The sequence below is a fragment of the Pseudomonas sp. BCA17 genome (genome assembly GCF_004519405.1).
Lineage (GTDB): Bacteria > Pseudomonadota > Gammaproteobacteria > Pseudomonadales > Pseudomonadaceae > Aquipseudomonas.
Genome location: NZ_SGWI01000003.1, coordinates 119,181 through 145,352 on the forward strand (window position 1 = coordinate 119,181; position 26,172 = coordinate 145,352).

Consider the following 26,172-nt stretch of genomic DNA (forward strand, 5'->3'; position numbering starts at 1 on the left):
GTAACAACGCCATGAAACGTACTTTCCAACCCAGCACCATCAAACGCGCCCGTACCCACGGCTTCCGTGCCCGCATGGCCACCAAGAACGGTCGTGCCGTCCTGTCGCGTCGTCGCGCCAAAGGTCGCGCGCGTCTGGCAGTTTGATAATCCGGCACTGGTGGTGAGTCAGGACTTCAGTCGGGAAAAGCGTCTGCTAACCCCCCGGCATTTCAAGGCAGTCTTTGACTCCCCCACCGGCAAGGTTCCGGGGAAAAATCTCCTGCTCCTTGCGCGTAACAACGATCTTGATCACCCCCGTCTCGGGTTGGTGATCGGCAAGAAGAGCGTAAAGCTCTCCGTTGAGCGCAATCGCCTCAAGCGTCTGATGCGCGAATCGTTTCGCCTCCACCAGGACACTCTGGTTGGTTGGGATATTGTTATCGTCGCGCGCAAAGGCTTGGGGGATGTAGAAAACCCCGAATTGATTCAGCATTTCGGCAAGCTCTGGAAACGTTTGGCTCGTACCCACAAGCCAGCACCAGCAGTCGGCACCGAAACTGTGGGGGTAGACAGCCTTGATGCGTAAACTGGCCATCGTTCCGATCCAGTTTTACCGCTATGCCATTAGTCCTCTGATGGCCAACCACTGTCGTTTCTACCCCAGCTGTTCCTGCTACGCGTTAGAAGCCATAGAAAATCATGGTCTTCTGCGCGGTGGCTGGCTGACCTTTCGTCGTTTAGGTCGCTGTCATCCGTGGAATCCCGGTGGTTATGACCCGGTTCCACCTATCCCTACCTCCCGTTCTTCTTCGATGGCCGAGTAATCATGGATATTAAACGCACGATCCTGATCGTCGCCCTGGCAATCGTGTCCTACGTTATGGTTCTTAAGTGGAACCAGGACTATGGGCAAGCTGCCCTGCCGACTCAGAATGTTGCTACCAATCAGGCTGCGCCGGCTATTCCGGACACCCCGCTGGGTAACAACGCTTCCGCCAGTGCCGATGTACCCAGCGCAAATGCCGATACCAGCACCCCTGTAGAAACGCCGGTAATCACCAATAAAGACCTCATCCACGTAAAAACGGATGTGCTTGACCTGGCTATCGACCCACAAGGCGGTGACATCGCGCAGTTGAAACTGCCGCTGTATCCACGTCGTCAAGACCACCCGGATGTCCCGTTCCAACTGTTCGATAACGGTGGTGAGCGTGTTTATCTGGCACAAAGTGGCCTGACTGGCACCAATGGCCCGGATGCACGTGCTACCGGTCGTCCGGTTTATTCGACCGAACAAAAGACTTATCAACTGGCTGATGGCCAGAACCAGTTGAACGTCGACCTGAAATTCAGCCTCGACGGCGTCAATTACATCAAGCGTTTCAGCTTCACCCGCGGTTTGTACGATTTGAAGGTCACTTACCTGATCGACAACGAAAGCGACAAACCCTGGAACGGCAACCTGTTTGCCCAGCTCAAGCGTGACAACAGCGCCGATCCTTCTTCCAGCACCGCGACCGGCACCGCGACTTACCTGGGCGCCGCCCTGTGGACAAGTAGCGAGCCGTACAAAAAAGTGTCGATGAAAGATATCGACAAGGGCGCTCTGAAAGAAACCGTCCAAGGCGGTTGGGTTGCCTGGTTGCAACACTACTTCGTGACCGCATGGATCCCGAACAAGGGTGAAGCCAACCTGGTTCAAACCCGCAAGGACAGTCAAGGCAACTACATCATTGGTTTTACTGGCCCGACACTGACCGTTGCGCCAGGCGCCAAGGCTGAAACCAGCGCTACTCTGTATGCCGGCCCAAAAAGCCAGGCTGTCTTGAAAGAGTTGTCCCCAGGTCTGGAACTGACTGTGGATTACGGCTTCCTGTGGTTCATCGCCCAGCCGATCTTCTGGCTGCTGCAACATATCCACAGCATCGTCGGTAACTGGGGCTGGTCGATCATCTTCCTGACCATGCTGATCAAAGGGCTCTTCTTCCCTCTGTCGGCCGCCAGCTACAAGTCGATGGCGCGCATGCGTGCCGTTGCGCCGAAATTGGCCGCGTTGAAAGAACAGCATGGCGATGACCGGCAGAAAATGTCGCAAGCCATGATGGAGCTGTACAAGAAAGAGAAGATCAACCCACTGGGTGGATGCTTGCCGATTCTGGTGCAGATGCCGGTGTTCCTGTCGCTGTACTGGGTACTCCTGGAAAGCGTGGAAATGCGTCAGGCTCCGTTCATGTTGTGGATAACTGACCTGTCGATCAAAGACCCGTTCTTTATCCTGCCGATCATCATGGGCGCTACCATGTTTATCCAGCAGCGCCTGAACCCGGCTCCACCGGACCCTATGCAGGCCAAGGTGATGAAAATGATGCCAATCATCTTCACCTTCTTCTTCCTGTGGTTCCCAGCTGGCCTGGTACTGTACTGGGTAGTCAACAACGTGTTGTCGATCTCCCAACAGTGGTACATCACTCGTAAAATCGAAGCGGCTACCAAAAAAGCTGCGGCGTAATTTACTCTGTGGATAACCACTCAAGACGCCCCCTAGTGGGGCGTTTTGCTTTCCGTCACTTTTGTTCTGGAACCTGATATGAGCGCTCCTCGTGAAACCATCGCTGCCGTCGCTACCGCTCAAGGTCGCGGCGGTGTCGGTATCGTTCGAATTTCCGGGCCGCTTGCGGGTGTCGCGGCGCGAGCCATCAGTGGTCGAGAGCTGAAGCCGCGTTTTGCTCATTACGGGCCGTTTCTGGATGCAGATGAAGGTGTACTGGATGAGGGTTTGGCGCTGTATTTCCCAGGGCCGAATTCCTTTACCGGTGAAGATGTCCTGGAATTGCAGGGTCATGGTGGCCCGGTTGTACTGGATATGTTGCTGCAGCGTTGCTTGCAATTGGGTTGCCGCCTGGCACGGCCAGGGGAATTCAGTGAACGGGCATTCCTCAATGACAAGCTCGACCTGGCTCAGGCCGAAGCCATTGCTGACTTGATCGAGGCGAGTTCCGCACAGGCAGCGCGCAATGCGCTGCGCTCCCTTCAAGGGGCATTTTCCCTGCGTGTGCATAACCTGACCGAGCAACTGATCAGCCTGCGTATCTACGTCGAGGCGGCGATTGATTTTCCAGAAGAGGAAATCGACTTCCTCGCCGATGGCCACGTATTGGCAATGCTGGATAAAGTCCGTGATGAATTATCCACAGTCTTGCGCGAGGCCGGGCAGGGTGCCTTGCTACGTGACGGGATGACTGTGGTGATTGCCGGCCGACCCAACGCCGGCAAGTCGAGCCTGCTCAACGCCCTCTCAGGACGTGAAGCGGCGATCGTTACCGAGATCGCCGGCACCACGCGGGATATCTTGCGTGAACATATCCACATCGACGGGATGCCGTTGCATGTGGTCGATACTGCTGGCCTGCGCGATACCGATGACCAGGTCGAACGAATCGGTGTGGAAAGGGCGCTTAAGGCCATCGGCGAAGCGGATCGGGTATTGCTGGTGGTGGATGCGACGGCGCCGGAAGCGGTGGACCCATTTGCCTTATGGCCGGAGTTTCTTGAGCAACGGCCGGACCCGGCGAAAGTGACCTTGATTCGCAACAAGGCCGATCTGACGGGCGAAACCATTGCCATGCAAACCAGTGAGGATGGGCATGTCACCATTAGCCTGAGTGCAAAGTCAGCTGGTGAAGGGGTGGACCTGCTACGTAACCACCTCAAGGCCTGCATGGGCTATGAGCAGACCTCTGAAAGCAGCTTCAGTGCGCGACGCAGGCACTTGGAGGCGCTGCGTCATGCCAGCGCGGCATTGGAGCACGGTAGGGCCCAGCTAACCTTGGCTGGGGCAGGTGAGCTGCTGGCCGAGGACTTGCGCCAGGCACAACAGCTTTTAGGTGAAATCACCGGCGCATTCAGCTCCGATGATCTGCTGGGCCGGATCTTTTCCAGCTTCTGCATCGGTAAATAGACCCTCTTTGTTCACAGACAGGCCGTTCGTGCCTGTCTGTTCTTCTCGGTTCAACCCGGTTCAACCCACTCCCGCGAATTTATGGCGTGATCACCAAGGCATTGGAGGCATTTGTGTTGCCGAAATTTGCCTGGGCTTAAGGATTTCTGCGGATTAAGGCCTGTGAATAACCGCGCCTGTGCCCAGTTGATAACACCTCCTCAAACCTGAGTAAAACTCCCTCTGTGGATAACCACTGCTTTAATCCACAGGCTTAAAGCAGTTATCCAAGGGCCTCATTGGCACATGACCACAGGGTTTTGAATCTTTGTACACCACGCAAATAAAGGCCTTTAGAGTGTTATCCACAGAAAGCATGCTCAGTAGAAATAAACATAAAAACAAAGATTTAATAAATTTCTCTCTTTTAATTTCTATTACCTGCGATTCATCCACAGCTGGTTAAATTTTGTGCAAAGGGTTCTTTAGGGACGTCTAAGTCCCTATACTTGCCGCCAAAGCTCTAAAACCAGCTCAACCAATCAATTCCTAATTACCTACATAAGCAGGCACGAGGTGCGTGGTGGATTTCCCTTCCCGTTTTGAAGTGATCGTCATCGGCGGCGGTCATGCCGGTACCGAGGCAGCACTGGCGTCAGCACGCATGGGTGTGAAAACCCTGTTGTTGACGCATAACGTGGAAACCCTCGGCGCAATGAGTTGCAACCCCGCCATTGGTGGGATCGGCAAAAGCCATCTGGTCAAGGAAATCGACGCCCTTGGCGGCGTGATGGCCATGGCAACTGACAAGGGTGGTATTCAATTTCGCGTGCTGAACAGCCGCAAAGGTCCGGCCGTGCGTGCTACTCGGGCCCAAGCCGACCGCATCCTGTACAAGGCGGCGGTACGTGAAACCCTGGAAAACCAACCGAACCTGTGGATATTTCAACAGGCGGCAGATGACCTGATCGTCGAACAGGACCAGGTCCGCGGCGTTGTCACTCAAATGGGTCTGCGTTTCTTCGCAGAATCTGTGGTGCTGACCACCGGCACGTTCCTCGGCGGACTTATCCACATTGGGATGCAAAACTATTCCGGTGGTCGCGCCGGTGATCCGCCCTCGATCGCCCTGGCAAAACGCTTGCGTGAATTGCCGCTGCGTGTAGGCCGCCTGAAAACCGGAACCCCGCCACGTATCGATGGGCGTTCCGTGGATTTTTCGGTGATGACCGAACAGGCCGGTGATACGCCAATCCCGGTGATGTCGTTCATGGGGTCCAAAGAGCAGCACCCAAAACAGGTCAGTTGCTGGATTACCCACACCAATGCCCGAACTCACGAAATCATTGCCGCGAACCTCGACCGTTCGCCGATGTATTCCGGAGTAATCGAAGGTATCGGCCCGCGCTATTGCCCATCGATTGAAGACAAGATCCACCGCTTTGCCGACAAGGAAAGCCACCAGGTCTTTATCGAACCGGAAGGGTTGACCACTCACGAGCTGTACCCGAACGGGATTTCCACTTCGCTGCCGTTCGACGTGCAAATCCAGATCGTGCAGTCGATTCGTGGTATGGAAAACGCGCACATCGTGCGCCCGGGCTACGCCATCGAGTACGACTACTTCGATCCGCGTGACCTCAAGTACAGCCTGGAAACCAAAGTAATCGGCGGCTTGTTCTTCGCCGGACAAATCAACGGGACTACCGGCTATGAAGAAGCCGGCGCCCAAGGTTTGTTGGCCGGGACCAACGCAGCACTGCGTGCACAGGGCAAAGACAGCTGGTGCCCGCGTCGTGATGAAGCGTACATCGGTGTATTGGTCGATGACCTGATTACCCTGGGTACCCAGGAACCCTATCGGATGTTCACATCCCGGGCGGAATATCGCTTGATCCTGCGTGAAGACAACGCCGACCTGCGCCTGACCGAAAAAGGTCGCGAGCTGGGTTTGGTCGACGATGTGCGCTGGGCAGCATTCTGCAAAAAACGCGAGAGCATCGCGTTGGAAGAGCAGCGCTTGAAAAGTACCTGGGTCCGCCCGGGCACCGAGCAAGGCGATGCGATTGCGGAAAAATTCGGCACGCCGCTGACCCACGAGTACAACTTGCTGAATCTGCTGTCCCGTCCGGAAATCGACTACGCTGGCTTGGTCGAAGTAACAGGGCAGGGTGCAGAAGATCCACAGGTGGCCGAGCAGGTCGAAATCAAGACCAAATACGCCGGTTATATTGATCGCCAGCAGGACGAAATCGCTCGCCTGCGTGCCAGTGAAGACACCAAGCTGCCTGTGGATATCGATTACACCGGGATTTCCGGCCTGTCGAAAGAAATTCAAAGCAAGCTGGGGATAACGCGTCCGGAAACACTGGGCCAGGCTTCACGTATTCCCGGCGTCACCCCGGCAGCGATTTCGCTGTTGATGATTCACTTGAAAAAACGCGGCGCGGGCCGTCAGTTGGAGCAAAGCGCTTGAGTTCGTTGGTCACCTCGCAACACGCCGAAGAGTTATCCACAGGTGCGCGCCAGTTGGGCGTCGACTTGACTGCAACCCAGCAGGAATTGCTGCTCGGCTACCTGGCCTTGTTGATCAAATGGAACAAGGCGTACAACCTGACGGCAGTGCGCGACCCCGACGAAATGGTGTCGCGCCATTTGCTCGACAGTTTGAGCGTCATGCCGTTTATCGAAAACGGTCGCTGGCTTGACGTGGGCAGTGGTGGCGGCATGCCTGGCATTCCACTGGCGATTCTGTTTCCCGAGTCGCAAGTGACCTGCCTGGACAGCAATGGCAAGAAGACTCGCTTCCTGACCCAAGTCAAACTCGAACTCAAGCTGGACAACCTGCAAGTTATCCACAGCCGGGTGGAAGCCTTCACGCCTGAACAGCCTTTCAACGGAATTGTTTCCCGGGCGTTCAGCAGCATGGAGAACTTCAGCAACTGGACTCGCCACTTGGGCGACCGCGATACCCGCTGGCTGGCAATGAAGGGCGTTCATCCAAGCGACGAGCTGTTAGCATTGCCGGCAGACTTCCACCTCGATAGCGAACACGCCTTGACCGTACCCGGTTGCCAAGGCCAACGCCATCTGCTGATACTGCGCCGCACGGCATGATTGGGAACACAAGCAAGAATGGCTAAGGTATTCGCGATAGCGAACCAGAAAGGTGGCGTGGGCAAAACCACCACCTGCATCAACCTCGCAGCATCCCTGGTCGCTACCAAGCGTCGGGTGCTGTTGATCGACCTTGATCCACAGGGCAACGCCACCATGGGCAGCGGTGTGGATAAACATGGCCTGGAAAACTCGGTCTACGACTTGCTGATAGGCGAGTGCGACTTGGGCCAGGCTATGCACTTTTCCGAACACGGCGGTTATCAACTACTGCCGGCCAACCGCGATTTGACTGCGGCGGAAGTGGTGCTGTTGGAAATGCAGATGAAAGAAAGCCGTCTGCGCAGCGCCCTGGCGCCGATCCGCGAAAACTACGATTACATTTTGATCGACTGCCCGCCGTCGCTGTCGATGTTGACATTGAACGCGTTGGTGGCTGCCGACGGGGTGATTATCCCCATGCAGTGCGAATATTACGCACTGGAAGGGTTGAGCGACCTTGTGGATAACATCAAGCGTATTGCCGAATTGTTGAACCCGAACCTGCAGATCGAAGGTCTGCTGCGTACGATGTTCGACCCGCGCCTGAGCCTGATGAACGACGTGTCGGCGCAGCTCAAGGAACACTTCGGCGATCAGTTGTACGACACCGTGATTCCACGCAACATCCGTTTGGCCGAAGCGCCAAGCTATGGCATGCCGGCGCTGGCATACGACAAGTCGTCGCGTGGTGCCATTGCCTACCTGGCGCTGGCCGGCGAGATGGTTCGCCGTCAACGCCGCAACTCACGTACCGCTGCAGCCCAGCCAACTTAAGGAATCCCCATGGCCGTCAAGAAACGAGGTCTCGGACGTGGACTGGATGCACTCCTGAGTGGTCCGACCGTCACATCGCTTGAAGAACAAGCGGTGCAGGCCGACGAGCGCGAGTTGCAACACCTGCCGCTGGATCTGATCCAGCGTGGCAAATACCAGCCACGTCGGGACATGGACCCCCAGGCGCTGGAAGAACTGGCCAACTCGATCAAGGCCCAGGGCGTGATGCAGCCGATCGTAGTGCGCCCGATCGGTGCGGGTCGCTTTGAGATCATCGCCGGTGAACGTCGCTGGCGCGCCAGCCAGCAAGCCGGCAAGGACACCATCCCGGCCATGGTGCGCGATGTGCCGGATGAAACCGCTATTGCTATGGCGTTGATCGAAAACATCCAGCGTGAAGACCTCAACCCGATCGAAGAAGCGATCGCCTTGCAGCGCTTGCAGCAGGAGTTCCAGCTGACCCAGCAACAGGTGGCCGAGGCTGTGGGTAAATCCCGCGTCACTGTTTCCAACTTGCTGCGCCTGATTGCGTTGCCGGAAGTCATCAAGACCATGTTGTCCCATGGCGACCTTGAGATGGGTCACGCCCGTGCCTTGCTCGGATTGCCGGAAAATCAACAGGTTGAAGGGGCGCGACACGTTGTCGCACGGGGCCTTACCGTTCGTCAGACTGAGGCCCTGGTTCGCCAATGGCTCAGCGGCAAACCTGCACCGGTGGAAACCGCCAAACCTGATCCGGATATTGCGCGCCTTGAGCAGCGACTCGCCGAGCGGCTGGGCTCGGCGGTGCAAATTCGCCATGGCAAGAAGGGTAAGGGGCAGTTGGTCATCGGATATAACTCCCTCGATGAACTTCAGGGCGTCCTTGCCCACATCCGCTGAAACATTTGCTTATGTAGCGCGCGATCGGAAAACACTACCCGACAGTTGAATAGGGGCAGAACCGCCCCTATACTCTGCGCGCATTTTGTCGGCACAAATTATGCCAAGTTATTGATTTCCGGCAGCCGACCATTGAGGAGCAAGAGTGATGGAAACCCGCACGCCAAACACGTTGCCGTTCCATCGCTTGGCTGTTTTTCCGGTTTTATTGGCTCAATTTGTCATTTTGCTGATCGCCGCATTGGCGCTTTGGTACTGGCATGGAGTCGTAGCCGGATATTCAGGACTCTGCGGAGGCCTGATAGCCTTGCTGCCCAATATGTATTTTGCTCACAGGGCCTTTCGGTTTTCCGGCGCCCGAGCAGCCCAGGCTATCGTCCGGTCTTTTTACGCCGGTGAAGCAGGGAAACTGATTTTGACGGCAGTGCTGTTCGCACTGACCTTTGCAGGTGTGAAGCCATTGGCGCCGCTGGCTGTATTCGGCGCCTTCGTGTTGACCCAACTGGTCAGCTGGTTCGCTCCCCTGCTAATGAAAACAAGACTTTCGAAACCTTAGGGCGTTTGAGGCACACATGGCAGAAACAACCGCTTCGGGCTATATCCAGCACCACTTGCAGAACCTGACTTTCGGTCAGCTTCCCAACGGCGGCTGGGGCTTCGCCCACACCGCAGCTGAAGCCAAGGAAATGGGCTTCTGGGCTTTCCACCTGGATACTCTGGGTTGGTCGGTCGCACTGGGCCTGATCTTTGTCCTGATTTTCCGCATGGCGGCAAAGAAGGCGACTTCCGGTCAGCCAGGTGCTTTGCAGAACTTCGTTGAAGTATTGGTCGAATTCGTCGATGGCAGCGTGAAAGACAGCTTCCATGGCCGTAGCCCGGTGATTGCACCGTTGGCGCTGACCATCTTCGTCTGGGTGTTCCTGATGAACGCCGTCGACCTGGTACCGGTCGACTGGATTCCTCAGCTGGCCATCCTGATCTCCGGCGATCACCACATTCCGTTCCGTGCGGTTTCCACCACGGACCCTAACGCGACCCTGGGCATGGCCCTGTCGGTATTTGCGTTGATCATCTTCTACAGCATCAAGGTCAAGGGCATCGGCGGCTTCATCGGCGAACTCACCCTGCACCCGTTCGGCAGCAAGAACATTTTCGTTCAAGCCCTGCTGATCCCGGTGAACTTCCTGCTGGAATTCGTGACCCTGGTCGCCAAGCCTATCTCCCTGGCCCTGCGACTGTTCGGCAACATGTATGCCGGCGAGCTGGTGTTCATTCTGATCGCTGTGATGTTCGGCAGTGGTCTGCTCTGGCTTAGCGGCCTGGGCGTGGTCCTGCAGTGGGCGTGGGCTGTGTTCCACATCCTGATCATCACCCTGCAGGCCTTCATCTTCATGATGCTGACCATCGTCTACTTGTCGATGGCGCACGAAGAGAACCATTAAGACCAGTCTCGACTAGTCTGATGTCCTTCCCGGTAATACGGGAAGGTGGCCCTACCGGGCTATGAAACGATTTGTTTTACCGCTTTAAAATCTAAAAAACCTAAACCATACGACGTAAAAGTCGGGAGGAAAGATGGAAACTGTAGTTGGTCTAACCGCTATCGCTGTTGCACTGTTGATCGGCCTGGGCGCTCTGGGTACTGCCATTGGTTTCGGCCTGCTGGGCGGCAAATTCCTGGAAGGCGCAGCGCGTCAGCCAGAAATGGTTCCAATGCTGCAAGTTAAAATGTTCATCGTCGCCGGCCTGCTCGACGCCGTGACCATGATCGGCGTTGGTATCGCTCTGTTCTTCACTTTCGCGAACCCTTTCGTTGGTCAACTCGCTGGCTAATCACTCGATTTTCGAGTGATTAGGGTGATGGACAACGAATGAGCGAGGTGTTGGCGTGAACATTAATGCAACCCTGATTGGCCAATCCGTTGCGTTCTTCATTTTTGTAGTGTTTTGCATGAAGTTCGTGTGGCCTCCGGTCATCGCGGCTTTGCACGAACGTCAGAAGAAGATCGCGGACGGTTTGGACGCTGCCACCCGTGCAGCTCGCGACCTGGAGTTGGCCCAAGAGAAAGCGGGTCATCAACTGCGCGAAGCTAAAGCACAGGCAGCCGAGATCATTGAGCAAGCCAAGAAACGCGGTAGCCAGATCGTCGAAGAGGCTGTTGAAAAAGCCCGCGTCGAAGCTGACCGTGTAAAGGCTTCGGCTCATGCCGAGATCGAACAGGAACTGAACGGCGTCAAAGACGCGCTGCGTGCCCAACTGGGTGCTCTGGCGGTCGGCGGTGCTGAGAAGATCCTCGGTGCCACAATCGATCAAAACGCGCACGCGGAGCTGGTTAACAAACTGGCTGCTGAAATTTAAGCGAGGGCGATCATGGCAGAATTGACCACGTTGGCCCGACCTTACGCTAAGGCAGCCTTCGAGCACGCCCAGGCCCACCAGCAACTGGCCTCTTGGTCAGCCATGCTCGGCCTGGCTGCAGCAGTGTCGCAAGACGACACCATGCAGCGCGTGCTCAAGGCCCCGCGCCTGACGAGCGCAGACAAGGCCGCCACTTTTATCGAAGTGTGCGGCGACAAGTTTGATGTGAAAGTGCAGAACTTCATCCACGTCGTTGCCGAAAACGACCGTCTCCTGCTTCTGCCGGAGATTGCCGCTCTGTTCGACCTGTGCAAGGCCGAGCAAGAGAAGTCGGTAGACGTTGAAGTAACCAGTGCTTTTGCATTGAACCAAGAACAGCAAGACAAACTCGCCAAGGTTCTCAGTGCACGACTCGACCGGGAAGTGCGCCTGCAAGTTGCGGAAGACAAGTCCCTCATTGGGGGCATTGTCATTCGCGCCGGCGACCTGGTTATCGATGGCTCGATTCGCGGCAAACTCGCGAATCTTGCCGAAGCATTGAAATCTTGAGTTTGAAGGGGCAGCAGAGCAATGCAGCAACTCAATCCTTCCGAAATAAGTGAAATTATCAAGGGCCGCATCGACAAGCTCGATGTGACCTCCCAAGCCCGTAACGAAGGCACTGTCGTCAGCGTATCTGACGGTATCGTGCGGATTCACGGTCTGGCCGACGTTATGTCCGGCGAGATGATCGAGTTTCCGGGCGGCGTCTTCGGTATGGCCCTCAACCTGGAGCAGGACTCCGTAGGCGCCGTTATCCTGGGCGCATACCAGTCTCTGGCTGAAGGCATGAGCGCCAAGTGCACTGGCCGCATCCTGGAGGTTCCGGTTGGTAAGGAACTGCTGGGTCGTGTAGTCGACGCACTGGGTAACCCTGTTGACGGCAAAGGTCCTCTGGGCAACACCGAGACCGACGCGGTCGAGAAAGTTGCTCCAGGCGTGATCTGGCGTAAGTCGGTAGACCAGCCTGTACAGACTGGCTACAAGGCTGTCGATGCCATGATCCCTGTCGGCCGTGGCCAGCGTGAGCTGATCATCGGCGACCGTCAGATCGGTAAAACCGCTCTGGCCATCGACGCGATCATCAACCAGAAAGACAGCGGCATTTTCTGTGTCTACGTAGCCATTGGTCAGAAGCAATCGACCATCGCCAACGTGGTTCGCAAGCTGGAAGAAAACGGCGCACTGAAAAACACGATCATCGTGGCTGCCAGTGCTTCGGAATCTCCTGCGCTGCAATACCTGGCACCGTACGCCGGTTGCACCATGGGTGAATTCTTCCGCGACCGCGGTGAAGACGCGTTGATCGTTTATGACGATCTGTCCAAGCAAGCAGTGGCTTACCGCCAGATTTCCCTGCTGCTGCGCCGTCCACCAGGCCGTGAAGCTTACCCAGGCGACGTGTTCTATCTCCACTCCCGTCTGCTGGAGCGCGCATCCCGCGTTTCGGAAGAGTACGTAGAGAAGTTCACCAACGGCGCAGTGACCGGCAAAACCGGTTCCCTGACCGCACTGCCGATCATCGAAACGCAGGCTGGCGACGTTTCCGCGTTCGTTCCGACCAACGTGATTTCCATCACCGACGGTCAGATCTTCCTGGAATCGGCCATGTTCAACTCGGGCATCCGCCCTGCAGTGAACGCCGGTGTTTCGGTATCCCGTGTGGGTGGTGCCGCTCAGACCAAGATCATCAAGAAGCTCTCCGGTGGTATCCGTACCGCTCTGGCTCAGTACCGTGAACTGGCGGCATTCGCCCAGTTCGCTTCTGACCTGGACGAAGCGACCCGTAAGCAACTTGAGCATGGTCAGCGCGTTACCGAGCTGATGAAGCAGAAGCAATACGCCCCTATGTCGATCGCTGACATGGCGTTGTCGCTGTATGCCGCTGAGCGTGGGTTCCTGACTGACGTCGAAATCGCCAAGGTCGGCAGCTTTGAACAAGCGCTGATTGCTTACTTCAACCGCGATCACGCCGACTTGTTGGCCAAGATCAACGTGAAGGGTGACTTCAATGACGAAATCGACGCTGGCCTGAAAGCCGGTATCGAGAAGTTCAAGGCCACCCAAACCTGGTAAGCCGCAGCGGGAGCCGCAAGGCTCCCGCTTGCTAACCTGATAGGTGTTACATGGCAGGCGCAAAAGAGATTCGCAGTAAGATTGCGAGCATCAAAAGCACGCAAAAGATTACCAGCGCCATGGAAAAAGTGGCGGTCAGCAAAATGCGCAAGGCACAAATGCGCATGGCTGCTAGCCGTCCTTATGCGGAGCGTATCCGCCAGGTAATTGGGCATCTGGCCAACGCCAACCCGGAATACCGCCACCCGTTCATGATCGACCGCGAAGTCAAGCGTGTGGGTTATGTGGTTGTGAGCAGTGACCGTGGTTTGTGCGGTGGTCTGAATACCAACCTGTTCAAGGCCCTGGTCAAGGACATGGCGGTAAACCGCGAAAAAGGCGTCGAGATCGATCTGTGTGTTGTTGGTAGCAAGGGTGCGGCCTTTTTCCGCAACTTCGGCGGTAACGTCGTTGCAGCTATCAGCCACCTGGGTGAAGAGCCGTCGATCAATGATTTGATCGGCAGTGTGAAGGTGATGCTGGATGCGTACCTGGAAGGCCGGATTGACCGTCTCTCCGTGGTATCCAACAAGTTCATCAACACCATGACCCAGCAGCCAACCGTGGAGCAATTGATTCCACTGGTGGCGACCCCGGATCAGGAACTCAAGCACCACTGGGACTACCTCTACGAACCGGACGCCAAAGAGCTGCTTGACGGCTTGATGGTGCGCTACGTGGAGTCGCAGGTGTACCAGGCGGTGGTCGAGAACAACGCAGCTGAACAAGCGGCGCGGATGATCGCGATGAAAAACGCTACCGATAACGCCGGTGATCTGATCAGCGATTTGCAGCTGATCTACAACAAGGCGCGTCAGGCTGCGATCACCCAAGAGATCTCGGAAATCGTCGGCGGCGCTGCCGCGGTTTAACGGTTCAAATATTCAGAGGATCCAGCTATGAGTAGCGGACGTATCGTTCAAATCATCGGCGCCGTTATCGACGTGGAATTTCCACGCGACAGCGTACCGAGCATCTACAACGCGCTGAAAGTACAAGGCGCGGACACTACTCTGGAAGTCCAGCAGCAGCTGGGCGACGGCGTAGTTCGTACCATTGCGATGGGTTCCACCGAAGGCTTGAAGCGCGGTCTGGACGTTGTCGACTCTGGCGCAGCCATCTCCGTACCGGTCGGTAAAGCGACTCTGGGCCGGATCATGGACGTACTGGGCAACCCGATCGACGAAGCTGGCCCAATCGACACCGAAGAGCGCTGGGGCATTCACCGTCCGGCACCTTCGTTCGCCGAACAAGCTGGTGGCAACGATCTGCTGGAAACCGGCATCAAGGTTATCGACCTGGTTTGCCCGTTCGCCAAAGGCGGTAAAGTTGGTCTGTTCGGTGGTGCCGGTGTAGGCAAGACCGTAAACATGATGGAACTGATCCGTAACATCGCCATCGAGCACAGCGGTTATTCCGTGTTCGCAGGTGTGGGTGAGCGTACTCGTGAAGGTAACGACTTCTACCACGAGATGAAGGATTCCAACGTTCTGGACAAAGTGGCGCTGGTTTACGGTCAGATGAACGAGCCGCCGGGAAACCGTCTGCGCGTAGCACTGACCGGCCTGACCATGGCCGAGAAGTTCCGTGACGAAGGTAACGACGTACTGTTGTTCGTCGACAACATCTACCGTTACACCTTGGCCGGTACTGAAGTATCCGCACTGCTGGGCCGTATGCCTTCGGCAGTAGGTTACCAGCCGACCCTGGCCGAAGAGATGGGCGTTCTGCAAGAACGTATCACTTCGACCAAAGAAGGTTCGATCACCTCGATCCAAGCGGTATACGTACCTGCGGATGACTTGACCGACCCGTCGCCTGCGACCACCTTCGCCCACTTGGACGCCACCGTCGTTCTGTCCCGTGACATCGCTTCCCTGGGTATCTACCCAGCGGTCGATCCACTCGACTCGACTTCGCGCCAACTGGACCCGAACGTGATCGGCCAGGAGCACTACGACACCGCTCGCGGCGTTCAGTACGTGCTGCAGCGTTACAAAGAACTGAAGGACATCATTGCGATCCTGGGTATGGACGAGCTGTCGGAAGCCGACAAGCAGTTGGTAAACCGTGCTCGTAAGATCCAGCGTTTCTTGTCGCAGCCGTTCTTCGTGGCTGAAGTCTTCACCGGTGCTTCGGGTAAATACGTTTCCCTGAAAGACACCATTGCTGGCTTCAAAGGCATCCTCAACGGTGACTACGACCACCTGCCAGAACAAGCGTTCTACATGGTCGGCGGCATCGAAGAAGCGATCGAGAAAGCCAAGAAACTGTAATCCAGGCGCCCGGAAACGGGCGCTCATCAGGTTGAGGCAATCAGATGGCTATGACAGTCCATTGCGATATCGTCAGCGCGGAAGGGGAAATCTTCTCCGGTCTGGTAGAGATGGTGATTGCACACGGCGAACTCGGTGACCTTGGTATTGCCATGGGTCACGCGCCGTTGATCACCAGCTTGAAGCCAGGTCCGATCACTCTGACCAAGCAAGGCGGGGAAAAAGAGGTGTTCTACATCTCCGGTGGTTTCCTCGAGGTTCAGCCGAACATGGTCAAGGTACTTGCCGACACTGTGCAACGTGCTGGCGACCTGGATGAAGCCTCCGCTCAGGAAGCCGTCAAGGCTGCCGAGAAGGCCCTGAATGAAAAGGGTGCGGACTTCGACTACAGCGCTGCTGCTGTACGTCTGGCCGAGGCTGCAGCTCAGCTGCGCACGCTCCAGCAGATCCGCAAGAAGTAATCGGCTACGCCGCCATGCTTCATGCGCGATTGATTAAAAAGGGTAGCCTCGGCTACCCTTTTTCTTTTTTTGCAAAACACTTCTTTGGTCTGAACTCGGACCGCCCAGGATTGGTAGCCATTCATGTCTCTTGAAATCGTCATTCTCGCCGCAGGCCAGGGTACTCGCATGCGTTCGGCCCTGCCCAAGGTGCTGCATCCGGTCGCGGGCAACTCCATGCTCGGTCATGTTATCCACAGCGCTCGGCAACTGGCTCCACAGCGAATTCACGTAGTGATCGGCCACGGTGCCGATGTGGTACGTGAGCGCCTTGCCGCGGATGACCTGAATTTCGTCATGCAGGACAAGCAACTGGGCACCGGCCACGCCACAGCACAAGCGGTGCCGTTCATCAGTGCCGACACGGTGTTGATCCTTTATGGCGATGTACCGCTGATCGAAGTGGAAACTCTGCAACGCCTGCTCAAGCACGTGGTGCCTGGCCAGATGGGCCTGCTCACCGTGGAGCTGGACGACCCTACCGGCTACGGGCGCATTGTGCGTGATGCCGACGGCAAGGTTGCGGCCATTGTCGAGCACAAAGACGCCACCGAAGCCCAACGCGCGATCACCGAAGGCAACACCGGCATTCTCGCGGTGCCCGCCAATAAACTGGCCGACTGGATGGGCCGCCTGTCCAACAACAACGCGCAGGGCGAGTACTACCTTACCGACGTGATCGAAATGGCCGTGAGCGATGGCCTGTTGGTCGCTACCGAGCAACCCCACGACCCGATGGAAGTGCAGGGCGCCAACGATCGCAAACAACTGGCCGAACTGGAGCGTCATTACCAACTGCGCGAAGCTCGCCGGCTGATGGCCCAAGGCGTGACCCTGCGCGACCCGGCGCGCTTCGACGTGCGTGGTGAAGTCACCGTGGGCCGTGACGTGCTGATCGATATCAACGTGATCCTTGAAGGCCGCGTGATTATCGAGGACGACGTGGTGATTGGCCCTAATTGCGTGATCAAAGACAGCACGCTGCGCAAAGGTGCGGTGATCAAGGCCAATAGTCATATCGACGGTGCCGTGATGGGCGAGGGTAGCGACGCGGGTCCATTTGCGCGGCTGCGTCCGGGGACCGTGATGGGCGCCAGGGCACACGTTGGCAATTTCGTTGAGCTGAAAAACGCGAAAATGGGTGACGACGCCAAGGCCGGCCACCTGGCCTATCTCGGTGACGCGGTGATTGGTGCCCGCAGCAACATTGGTGCCGGTGCTATTACCTGCAACTACGACGGCGCCAATAAGTACCAGACAACCATTGGTGAAGACGTTTTTATCGGCTCCAATAACTCGCTGATTGCCCCCGTTTCCATCGGCGATGGTTCGAACACGGCAGCGGGTTCAACCATTAACCAGGATGTGGATAAGTCCCAACTCGCTGTCGCCCGTGCGCGCCAACGCAACATCGACGGTTGGAAACGCCCGGTCAAAATCAAGAAGACTTGAGTTACCCACAACCGCAGTGCAGCTAATCACCACGCGGAAGGAGCTTGCTCTCGATGACGGCGCGTCAGTCCACACCTATGTTGACTGATCCTCCGCCACCAGGAACAAGCCCCCTTTTTCATATTCGCTGCATGCTGATTTAGAAAATGACGCTTGACGATCTTTCGACAATAGGTTTTGATTGCCTTCGTTATCTTTCGAAACGAAACTTAAAGCAATCATGTCGAAACGAAATACCCCTCAACGACGCCACAACATCCTGACTTTGCTCAATGAACAGGGCGAAGTCAGTGTGGACGTGTTGGCCAGGCATTTCGAAACGTCGGAAGTGACTATCCGCAAGGACCTGGCCGCCCTCGAAAGTAACGGCCTGTTACTGCGGCGGTATGGGGGCGCAATCACCATGCCCCAGGAGCTGGTCGGTGACGCGGCTCAACCCGTCTCGGCCTACAAGCGCGCTATCGCCCGGGCGGCCGTGATGCGCTTGCGTGAACACGCACGCATCATCATCGACAGCGGCAGTACCACCGCCGCGATGATTCCCGAGCTGGGCCATCAACCCGGCCTGGTGGTCATGACCAACTCCCTCAATGTCGCACGTGCCTTGAGCGAGCTGGAACATGAGCCGGTGCTGTTGATGACCGGTGGTACCTGGGACCCACATTCAGATTCGTTCCAGGGCCAGGTCGCCGAGCAAGTGCTGCGTTCCTACGACTTTGACCAATTGTTCATCGGTGCCGACGGCATCGACCTGGAACGTGGCACCACTACCTTCAACGAATTATTGGGCCTGAGCCGCGTCATGGCCGAGGTCGCCCGTGAAGTAGTGGTGATGGTCGAATCCGACAAGATCGGCCGCAAGATTCCCAACCTGGAACTGCCCTGGAGCAGTGTCCATACCCTTATTACCGATGATCGCCTGCCGCCTGAGGCCCGCGACCAGATCCAAGCCCGCGGCATTACGCTGATATGCGCGGCAGTCATCTAGGAGAAACACCATGTGTGGAATTGTTGGCGCAGTCGCTGAACGTAACGTTACCGCCATCCTGATCGAAGGCCTCAAGCGCCTCGAATACCGCGGCTATGACAGTGCCGGTGTGGCGGTTTTCACCAACGCCGGCAAGCTGGAGCGCATGCGTCGCCCCGGCAAGGTCAGCGAGCTGGACCAGGCGTTGGCCGGCGAGCCGCTGGTGGGCCGCCTGGGCATTGCGCACACCCGGTGGGCAACTCACGGTGCGCCGTGTGAACGCAACGCTCACCCGCATTTCTCCGGTGACCTGGCCGTTGTGCACAACGGCATCATCGAGAACCACGAAGTGCTGCGCGAACAGCTCAAGGGTCTGGGTTACGTGTTCACATCGGACACCGACACCGAAGTCATCGCCCACTTGCTGAACCACAAACTCAAGGACCACAGCGACCTGACCACTGCCCTCAAGGCCACGGTCAAGGAACTGCACGGTGCCTATGGCCTGGCCGTCATCAGCGCCAGCCAGCCTGACCGTGTGGTTGCCGCCCGTAGTGGCAGCCCACTGGTGATCGGCCTGGGCTTGGGTGAAAACTTCCTGGCTTCCGACCAACTGGCACTGCGCCAGGTCACCGATCGCTTCATGTACCTGGAAGAAGGCGATATTGCCGACATTCGCCGTGAAAGCGTGCAGATCTGGGATATCGACGGTCAATCTGTCGAGCGCGAAGCCGTGCAATACCGCGATGGCGCCGAAGCGGCTGACAAGGGCGAATTCCGCCACTTCATGCTCAAGGAAATCCACGAGCAACCGTCCGTGGTGCAACGCACCCTGGAAGGTCGCCTCAGCCAGAACCAGGTATTGGTCAATGCATTCGGCCCGCAGGCCACCGAGCTGTTCGCCAAAGTGCGCAATGTGCAGATCGTTGCCTGTGGCACCAGTTACCACGCCGGTATGGTTGCCCGCTACTGGCTGGAAGAACTGGCCGGCATCCCGTGCCAGGTCGAAGTGGCCAGTGAATTCCGCTACCGCAAGGTGGTGGTGCAACCCGACACCCTGTTCGTGACCATCTCCCAGTCCGGCGAAACCGCTGACACGTTGGCCGCCCTGCGTAATGCCAAGGAGTTGGGGTTCCTCGGAAGCCTGGCGATCTGCAACGTCAGCATCAGCTCCCTGGTGCGCGAATCCGACCTGACCCTGCTGACTCAGGCCGGTCGTGAAATCGGCGTCGCATCCACTAAAGCCTTCACCACCCAGTTGGTCGCCCTGCTGCTGCTGACTTTGTCCCTGGGCCAAGTGCGCGGCACCCTTGCCGACGGCGTTGAAGCGACCCTGGTTGAAGAGCTGCGCCGCCTGCCAACCCGTCTGGGCGAAGCCCTGGCGATGGATGCCACCGTGGAAAAAGTCGCCGAGCTGTTCGCCGACAAGAACCACACGCTGTTCCTCGGTCGTGGCGCGCAGTATCCAGTGGCGATGGAAGGCTCGCTGAAGCTCAAGGAAATCTCCTATATCCACGCCGAAGCCTACCCGGCCGGTGAGCTGAAACACGGCCCATTGGCCCTGGTGGATGACGACATGCCAGTCGTCACCGTGGCGCCGAACAACGAACTGCTGGAGAAGCTCAAATCCAACCTGCAGGAAGTACGCGCCCGGGGTGGCCAGTTGATCGTGTTCGCCGACGAGAAAGCCGGCATGACCAATGGTGAAGGCACGCATGTCATCAACATGCCGCACATCCACGACACCCTGTCGCCGATCCTCTACACCATCCCGCTGCAGTTGCTGTCGTACTACGTGGCCGTGCTCAAAGGCACCGACGTTGACCAGCCGCGCAACCTGGCGAAGTCGGTGACTGTGGAGTAATTGGTTGCACGAGAATGAGGGTTGGTTCAGAGAATTAACCCTGTCGCGGGAGCCGGTGAGATCAGTCGAACCAGCTCCTGCTACACCAACCTGGCTCATCATGCCGCGTATTGCATGCCGGCAGCTCCGCCTACAGCCCTGGATCCAGGGAATCGCATCAACTGTTCAGGTCATTGTTCCCAACGCCGGAACAGCACACTGGCATTGACCCCACCAAACCCGAACCCATTCGACAGTGCATGGGTTATTGGCATCTTGCGGGCCTTCAGCCCGACCAGATCCAGCCCCTCAGACCCTTCATCCGGATGAAGCAGGTTCAAGGTAGGTGGCACGACCTGATCACGCAGGGCCAGTACCGTGAAGATAGCTTCGATGCCGCCGGCCGCGCCCAGCAAGTGTCCGGTAGCGGACTTGGTCGAAGTGATTGCCACGCCGGCATCACGCCCGAACACTGCGCGAATCGCCGCCAACTCCCCGCTGTCACCCACCGGGGTAGAGGTCGCATGGGCGTTGATGTGTTGCACTTCGGCCGGGCTGACCCCGGCCTGGCGCAGCGCCTGTTCCATGGCGCGCCGGGCGCCGTTGCCGTCTTCGGGTCCGGCTGTCAGGTGATAGGCATCGGCGCTGGTGCCATAGCCGACCAGTTCCGCCAAAGGCTTGGCTCCCCGCGACAGCGCGTGCTCCAGCGACTCGATCACCAGTAGTCCCGCGCCTTCGGCCATGACGAAGCCATTGCGATCACGGTCAAAGGGGCGCGAAGCTTCCTGGGGGCGTTCGGCAAAACCGGTGGAGAGCGCTCTGGCCGCAGCGAAGCAGCCCAGGGTCACGCGATCGATTGCGGCCTCGGTGCCACCGCAAACGGCGATGTCCGCCTCGCCGCTCCTGATCATTCGCGCCGCATCGCCGATGGCCTGCACGCCGGCGGCGCAAGCGGTGACCGGCGCGCCGAGCGGACCTTTAAGGCCATGGCGGATGGAAACATGCCCCGCTGCCATATTGGCGAGAAACGCTGGAGCCGAGAACGGTGACAAGCGACGTGGCCCACGCGAGTCGGTAGTGCGTATGGCGTCGGCAATGGCGCCAAAACCGCCGACTCCCGATGAAATGATCGTGGCGGTCCGCTCCTGGTCTGCGGTTTCAGTCGGATGCCAGCCAGCTTGCTCCAGGGCTTCATGGGCGGCCACCAGGGCGAATTCGATGAAGCGATCCATCTTCTTGCGATCCTTGGGCGCGATAAAACGCTCCGGGTCGTAGCCGGCAATAGCATCCTCTTCCAGGCTCGGTACCTGGCCGCCGACCGCAACACCCGTACCTTCGGTGAACACGTCGGGCAAGTTGCGAATGCCGGAACGCCCGTCCAGCAGCCGACGCCAGACCTCCTCGACGCCACAGCCCAAGGGGCCGACGATACCCACGCCGGTGACTACGATGCGCGTTTTACCTGTTGGAGTACTCATAAAACCTCTTCATTTGCGTAGATGCCCGCTGCAACGGCAAGTGATCAATCGCTTATGCCAGCTTTACTGTTTCAGTTTGAACGGGCTTGGCCGCATGGATCTTGAACCAGATGGAATACATTGCCGGCAGGAACACCAGGGTCATGATGGTGCCGACGAATGTGCCGCCGATCAGGGTGTAGGCCAGCGTCCCCCAGAAGACGGAATGGGTCAGCGGGATAAACGCCAGGATCGCCGCCATCGCCGTCAACAGCACCGGCCGGGCTCGTTGCACTGTGGCTTCGATGACCGAGTGGAACGGGTCCAGGCCTTCCTGGGCATTCTGGTGAATCTGCCCAATCAGGATCAGCGTGTTACGCATCAGGATCCCCGACAACGCGATCAAGCCGACCAAGGCATTGATGCCAAACGGCTGATGGAAAATCAGCAGCGTCGGCACCACGCCAATCAGCCCCAGTGGCGCGGTCAAAAACACCATGATCATGGCCGAGATCGATCGCACCTGGACGATGATGATCAGCAGCGTCAGGGCAATCATGATGGGTACCAGCGGCACGATGGCCTGGCCGGCCTTGCCGGACTCCTCGATGGCCCCTGCCTGCTCGATCCGATAGCCATCGGGCAGCGTGTCGATGATCGGTTGCAACTGCTTGATAATGGCGGTCGACACATCTGGTGGTTGCAGGCCTTCGGCAATGTCACCGCGCACGGTAATGGTCGGGGTACGGTCACGGCGGCGCAGGATCGGATCCTCCATGCGCACGTCCACTTCGCCGACCTGGGACAACGGAATCCGCTGCCCCGCAGCGCCCACCAGGGTAAAGCCTTCGATCCGGGCCGGATCAAGGCGGATATCCCCGGCGGCGCGTCCCACTACCTGCACCGAACGGATGTCTTCGCGAACGGCCGTTATCGGCACCCCGGCCAGCAGGAATTGCAGCTGCTGGGCGACTGCGCTGGACGTCAGGCCGACCGCCTGCAAGCGATCCTGATCCAGGTTGAAATGCAGCGTCGGCGTCAGCGGGCCCCAATCGGTGTTGACGGTCCTCATCATCGGGCTGGCTTGCATCACGGCCTGAACACGACTTGCGATCTCCCGCAGTTTCGACGCGTCAGGCCCCATCACGCGGTAGGCCACCGGGAATGGCGAATACGGACCGAAGACAATTTGCGTTGCCCTGACCCGTGCCTCTGGGGCGAGCCCTTCGGCAACCGCTTCGCGCAGTCGGAGCTTGAGGGTTTCCCGTGATTCCTGGCTATCTGTCAGTACCACAATCTTGGCGAACGACGGATCCGGCAATTCAGGGGCGATCGCCAGGAAGAAGCGCGGCGCACCCTGGCCGATGTAGGCGGTGACGATTTTGCTTTCCGCCTGCTTTTGCAGCCAGGCCTCGACCTTCGCGGTGGTGGCGTTGGTCTGTTCGATGGAGGTGCCGTAGGGCATCTGCACTTCGATCATCACTTCGGGGCGGTCTGAGGTGGGGAAGAACTGCTTCTTCACCAGGCCCATGCCCAGGATCGCCACGACAAATAACGTGATGACCGTGCCGGCCACGAGCCACTTGCGCGCGATCACTCGCGTCAGGATCCGACGGAAGCGGTTGTAGCGCGGCGTATCATAGATTGCCGCATGGCCGCCCTCTACCTTCTTGATGTCCGGCAGCATCTTCACCCCCAGGTAGGGGGTAAACGCCACCGCGACTACCCAAGAGGCGATCAGGGCAATGCCGACGATCCAGAACATGTTGCTGGTGTACTCGCCGGCAGTGGACTGGGCGAAGCCGTTGGGCATGAAGCCAATTGCCGTCACCAGCGTACCGGACAACATCGGTGCAGCCGTGTGACTCCAGGCGTAGGCAGAAGCCTTGATCCGGTCGTAACCTTCCTCCATCTTCACCACCATCATTTCGATCGCGATGATGGCGTCGTCCACCAGCAGCCCGAGGGCCAGGATCAGCGAGCCCAGGGTGATCCGGTCAAAATTCTTGCCGGTGGCCGCCATCACCACGAACACGATGGCCAGGGTCAAGGGGACAGCCGCCGCGACCACGATCCCCACGTGCCAGCCCATGCTGATAAAGCAAACCACCATCACTACCAGCAAGGCGACGAAGAACTTGATCATGAACTCGTCGACCGCCGAGTTGATGTTCACCGCCTGATCCGTCACCTTGGTCAACGTCATGCCCAGTGGCATGCCTGCATTGATCTTGCTGGTCTCTGCATCAAGCGCCTTGCCCAAATCCAGGCCGTTCCAGCCCTCGCGCATGATCACGCCCAGCAACAGCGCTTCTTCGCCGTTGTTGCGCACCAGGAAAGTCGCCGGGTCTTCATAACCGCGTTCAACCGTCGCCACGTCCGAAAGCTTCAAGGTGCGCCCTTGGATCGCCAGCGGTGTATCGCGGATTTTCTCCAGTTTGTCGAAGGCGCCGTCCACCCGCAGGAAAACCTGCGGTCCTTTGGTTTCGATGGAACCGGCAGGTGTGAGGACGTTCTGGCTGTTCAGCGCGGCGAAGATGTCCTGGGGCGAAACACCCAGGGTCGCCAGCCGGTCGTGGGAGAAGGAAATGAAAATACGCTCGGCCTGCTCGCCGATGATGTTGACCTTCTTCACGCCCGCTACGTGCAATAGCCGCTGGCGCAATGCCTCGGCATCACGCACCAGTCGCCGCTGCGGCTCGCCCTTGGCCTTGAGGGCGAAAAGCGCGAACGTCACGTCCGAGTACTCGTCATTGACCAATGGCCCGATCACACCCGCCGGCAGCTTGGTGGCTTCGTCGTCGAGCTTCTTGCGCGCTTGGTAGAACTCTTCCTGCACCTGTGAAGGCGGCGTACGGTCCTGCAGCGAGACCATGGTGAAGGCCAGCCCGGGTCGGGTGTAGGTTTCCGAGCGGTCATACCATTTCAATTCTTGCAGGCGCTTTTCCAGCGGTTCGGCGACCTGATCCTGCATCTCCTGCGCCGTCGCGCCCGGCCATGCGGTGATGACGGTCAATTGCTTGACCGTGAATGGCGGATCCTCTGCGCGCCCCAGCTTGAAAAATGCCAGGGTCCCGGCGACCGCGATCAGGAAGATCAAAAACACCGTGATGGAGCGCTCGCGCACAGCGAGTGCCGACAGGTTGAGGCTCATTGGCGACTCCCGGCGACCTTCACATCACCCTGTTCAAGCAGCCTGACCGGCTCGCCTTCGCGCAGCAGATGTGCACCCAGGCCGACAATGCGCTCACCGACGTTGAGTTGGCCTGCCACTCTCGCGGTGTCGTCACTCAAGCCCAGCACGTGGACGGGGCGCCAGCTGACTTTTGCCGGCTCGCCGTCAATGACCCATACGCCGGGACCATTGCCCGGGTCGTAAAGCGCCGCGATCGGCACTTGCATCACCTGCTCTTGGACCGCGCCTTCGACGATACGCAGTGTAACGGTCGAGCCCAGCGGTGCGTTGGCCATTGCCCCCTCGAGGACATAGCGTGCTTCAAAGGTACGAGTCACGCGGTCAGCAGAGTCCGAAAGCAGCCTGAGCCTGGCGTTGACAGCCCCGGCGGCATTGCCATAAAGCGTTGCCTGCGCGCTGGACCCTGCAGCTGGGCGCAGGGTTTCGGGCAGTTGCACGACGGCTTCGCGCTGCCCGGCTCGCGCCAGTCGGACGACCGGCTGCCCAGGGCTGACGACTTGGCCCGGCTCGGCAAGCGTTTCCATTACTACGCCGTCGGCGTCTGCGAGCAGCACGGCATAGCCGGACGCATTGCGGGCCACATCGGCTTGCGCCTCAGCGGCGCTGAGTTGCGCCTTGGCGGTATCGGCTGCGGCTTTGATCTGATCGTAGCCCGACGCCGAAATCGCCCCGGCGGCCACCAACTCACGGTACCGCGCCTCATCATCTGCGGTCTGTTTGGCGCGGGCGTGTGCGGCCGTGACGGCTTCCTGCTGGGCACGTGCCTGTAATCCGAGATCTATCGGGTCCAGGCGCATCAGCGGCTGGCCCTTTTTAACGGTCTGGCCGGCGTCCACCAGGCGCTCCAACACCTTGCCCGACACGCGAAAACCCAGGTCACTCTGGACCCTGGCCGCCACGACCCCGGTGAAAGAGCGCCCGGCAGTGGACGAATCCTGTACCTGCGCGACCCTTACCAAAGGGGCCAGTGTGCGCGGATCGACGGCAGTGGATGAGTCGCCACACGCCGTAAGGACGAGAGGCAACAGGCAAGCGGCAAGGGTGACAGGTCGGAGCCGGAGCATAGGTTCCCTTTATTGAGCAGAGGACGGGAGTTTATTCTTATGCTTGTGACCAATACTGTCAATCGTCACAAATTAATCTATTGCTTTCAATCCACCTGCTTTGTGCTCATTTGTCTGTAAACAGGCAGCTTTATAGGCATTCGGTCGTTTACCTAACCAATTGACAGGGTG

General features: G+C 58.2%; 24 protein-coding genes. 21 read left to right on the forward strand and 3 right to left on the reverse strand.

The features are described 5' to 3' along the window. Positions 1-11 precede the first annotated feature (11 nt). The 21 genes from rpmH to glmS all read left to right on the forward strand — a co-directional run bounded on the left by rpmH (position 12) and on the right by glmS (position 20,305). Positions 12-146 (forward strand): 50S ribosomal protein L34, encoded by a 135-nt coding sequence (gene rpmH / locus EXW71_RS13075; protein WP_003213577.1) that lies wholly within the window; start codon positions 12-14, stop codon positions 144-146. 13 nt (positions 147-159) lie between these two features. Continuing rightward, positions 160-567, forward strand: coding sequence for a ribonuclease P protein component (gene rnpA, locus EXW71_RS13080; RefSeq protein ID WP_167659686.1), 408 nt, complete (start codon positions 160-162; stop codon positions 565-567). Continuing rightward, complete coding sequence (gene yidD / locus EXW71_RS13085; RefSeq protein WP_080752880.1) at positions 560-805, forward strand: membrane protein insertion efficiency factor YidD; 246 nt, start codon at positions 560-562, stop codon at positions 803-805. Before rnpA ends, yidD begins: the two co-directional genes overlap by 8 nt. Before the next feature lie 2 nt (positions 806-807). Then, positions 808-2,490 carry a membrane protein insertase YidC gene (yidC, locus tag EXW71_RS13090; RefSeq protein WP_123716664.1) on the forward strand — a complete coding sequence of 561 codons (1,683 nt, stop codon included), beginning with the start codon at positions 808-810 and terminating at the stop codon, positions 2,488-2,490. A gap of 78 nt (positions 2,491-2,568) precedes the next feature. Then, positions 2,569-3,939: a tRNA uridine-5-carboxymethylaminomethyl(34) synthesis GTPase MnmE gene (gene mnmE / locus EXW71_RS13095; RefSeq protein WP_123716663.1), complete on the forward strand. Its 1,371-nt coding sequence runs from the start codon at positions 2,569-2,571 to the stop codon at positions 3,937-3,939. Between the two features lie 562 nt (positions 3,940-4,501). After that, positions 4,502-6,394, forward strand: coding sequence for a tRNA uridine-5-carboxymethylaminomethyl(34) synthesis enzyme MnmG (gene mnmG, locus EXW71_RS13105; protein WP_105696012.1), 1,893 nt, complete (start codon positions 4,502-4,504; stop codon positions 6,392-6,394). Beyond that, complete coding sequence (gene rsmG, locus EXW71_RS13110) at positions 6,391-7,035, forward strand: 16S rRNA (guanine(527)-N(7))-methyltransferase RsmG (protein WP_134661116.1); 645 nt, start codon at positions 6,391-6,393, stop codon at positions 7,033-7,035. The genes mnmG and rsmG overlap by 4 nt, the downstream gene beginning before the upstream one ends. A gap of 18 nt (positions 7,036-7,053) precedes the next feature. Further along, positions 7,054-7,851, forward strand: a complete 798-nt coding sequence (locus EXW71_RS13115; protein WP_123716661.1) for a ParA family protein — start codon at positions 7,054-7,056, stop codon at positions 7,849-7,851. 9 nt (positions 7,852-7,860) lie between these two features. Beyond that, complete coding sequence (locus tag EXW71_RS13120) at positions 7,861-8,733, forward strand: ParB/RepB/Spo0J family partition protein (protein ID WP_005792604.1); 873 nt, start codon at positions 7,861-7,863, stop codon at positions 8,731-8,733. Positions 8,734-8,881: 148 nt separating this feature from the next. Further along, on the forward strand, positions 8,882-9,289 hold the full coding sequence (locus tag EXW71_RS13125) for a F0F1 ATP synthase subunit I (protein WP_060756574.1): 408 nt from the start codon (positions 8,882-8,884) through the stop codon (positions 9,287-9,289). A gap of 16 nt (positions 9,290-9,305) precedes the next feature. Next, positions 9,306-10,175 carry a F0F1 ATP synthase subunit A gene (atpB, locus tag EXW71_RS13130; protein WP_024078254.1) on the forward strand — a complete coding sequence of 290 codons (870 nt, stop codon included), beginning with the start codon at positions 9,306-9,308 and terminating at the stop codon, positions 10,173-10,175. 133 nt (positions 10,176-10,308) lie between these two features. Further along, a complete protein-coding gene (gene atpE, locus EXW71_RS13135; protein ID WP_002555987.1) occupies positions 10,309-10,566 on the forward strand; it encodes a F0F1 ATP synthase subunit C in 258 nt (85 codons plus the stop codon). Between the two features lie 55 nt (positions 10,567-10,621). Next, entirely contained in the window at positions 10,622-11,092 is a 471-nt protein-coding gene (locus EXW71_RS13140; RefSeq protein WP_134661117.1) for a F0F1 ATP synthase subunit B, read from the forward strand. 12 nt (positions 11,093-11,104) lie between these two features. Continuing rightward, positions 11,105-11,641, forward strand: a complete 537-nt coding sequence (locus EXW71_RS13145) for a F0F1 ATP synthase subunit delta (RefSeq protein WP_134661118.1) — start codon at positions 11,105-11,107, stop codon at positions 11,639-11,641. A 21-nt stretch (positions 11,642-11,662) separates the two neighbouring features. Beyond that, positions 11,663-13,207, forward strand: a complete 1,545-nt coding sequence (gene atpA, locus EXW71_RS13150) for a F0F1 ATP synthase subunit alpha (RefSeq protein ID WP_010207686.1) — start codon at positions 11,663-11,665, stop codon at positions 13,205-13,207. 50 nt (positions 13,208-13,257) lie between these two features. Next, positions 13,258-14,118, forward strand: a complete 861-nt coding sequence (gene atpG, locus EXW71_RS13155) for a F0F1 ATP synthase subunit gamma (RefSeq protein WP_010207685.1) — start codon at positions 13,258-13,260, stop codon at positions 14,116-14,118. A gap of 27 nt (positions 14,119-14,145) precedes the next feature. Continuing rightward, the gene (atpD, locus tag EXW71_RS13160) at positions 14,146-15,522 is read left to right on the forward strand and encodes a F0F1 ATP synthase subunit beta (protein WP_010207684.1); all 1,377 of its coding nucleotides are present in this window, start codon (positions 14,146-14,148) and stop codon (positions 15,520-15,522) included. 44 nt (positions 15,523-15,566) lie between these two features. Continuing rightward, positions 15,567-15,983: a F0F1 ATP synthase subunit epsilon gene (locus EXW71_RS13165; protein ID WP_003177061.1), complete on the forward strand. Its 417-nt coding sequence runs from the start codon at positions 15,567-15,569 to the stop codon at positions 15,981-15,983. A 123-nt stretch (positions 15,984-16,106) separates the two neighbouring features. Next, complete coding sequence (gene glmU / locus EXW71_RS13170; protein ID WP_134661119.1) at positions 16,107-17,474, forward strand: bifunctional UDP-N-acetylglucosamine diphosphorylase/glucosamine-1-phosphate N-acetyltransferase GlmU; 1,368 nt, start codon at positions 16,107-16,109, stop codon at positions 17,472-17,474. Between the two features lie 217 nt (positions 17,475-17,691). Continuing rightward, entirely contained in the window at positions 17,692-18,462 is a 771-nt protein-coding gene (locus tag EXW71_RS13175) for a DeoR/GlpR family DNA-binding transcription regulator (RefSeq protein ID WP_177421594.1), read from the forward strand. A 10-nt stretch (positions 18,463-18,472) separates the two neighbouring features. Continuing rightward, on the forward strand, positions 18,473-20,305 hold the full coding sequence (gene glmS, locus EXW71_RS13180) for a glutamine--fructose-6-phosphate transaminase (isomerizing) (protein WP_134661120.1): 1,833 nt from the start codon (positions 18,473-18,475) through the stop codon (positions 20,303-20,305). Between the two features lie 170 nt (positions 20,306-20,475). On the opposite strand, the gene fabF is transcribed toward glmS, so the two are convergent. Genes fabF through EXW71_RS13195 form a run of 3 tightly spaced genes read right to left on the reverse strand, consistent with a single transcriptional unit; the run spans position 20,476 to position 26,001 of the window. Next, the gene (gene fabF / locus EXW71_RS13185; RefSeq protein ID WP_134661121.1) at positions 20,476-21,762 is read right to left on the reverse strand and encodes a beta-ketoacyl-ACP synthase II; all 1,287 of its coding nucleotides are present in this window, start codon (positions 21,760-21,762) and stop codon (positions 20,476-20,478) included. 52 nt (positions 21,763-21,814) lie between these two features. Continuing rightward, on the reverse strand, positions 21,815-24,895 hold the full coding sequence (locus tag EXW71_RS13190; protein WP_123716656.1) for an efflux RND transporter permease subunit: 3,081 nt from the start codon (positions 24,893-24,895) through the stop codon (positions 21,815-21,817). Next, positions 24,892-26,001, reverse strand: coding sequence for an efflux RND transporter periplasmic adaptor subunit (locus tag EXW71_RS13195; protein ID WP_134661122.1), 1,110 nt, complete (start codon positions 25,999-26,001; stop codon positions 24,892-24,894). Before EXW71_RS13195 ends, EXW71_RS13190 begins: the two co-directional genes overlap by 4 nt. Between the last annotated feature and the right edge of the window lie 171 nt (positions 26,002-26,172).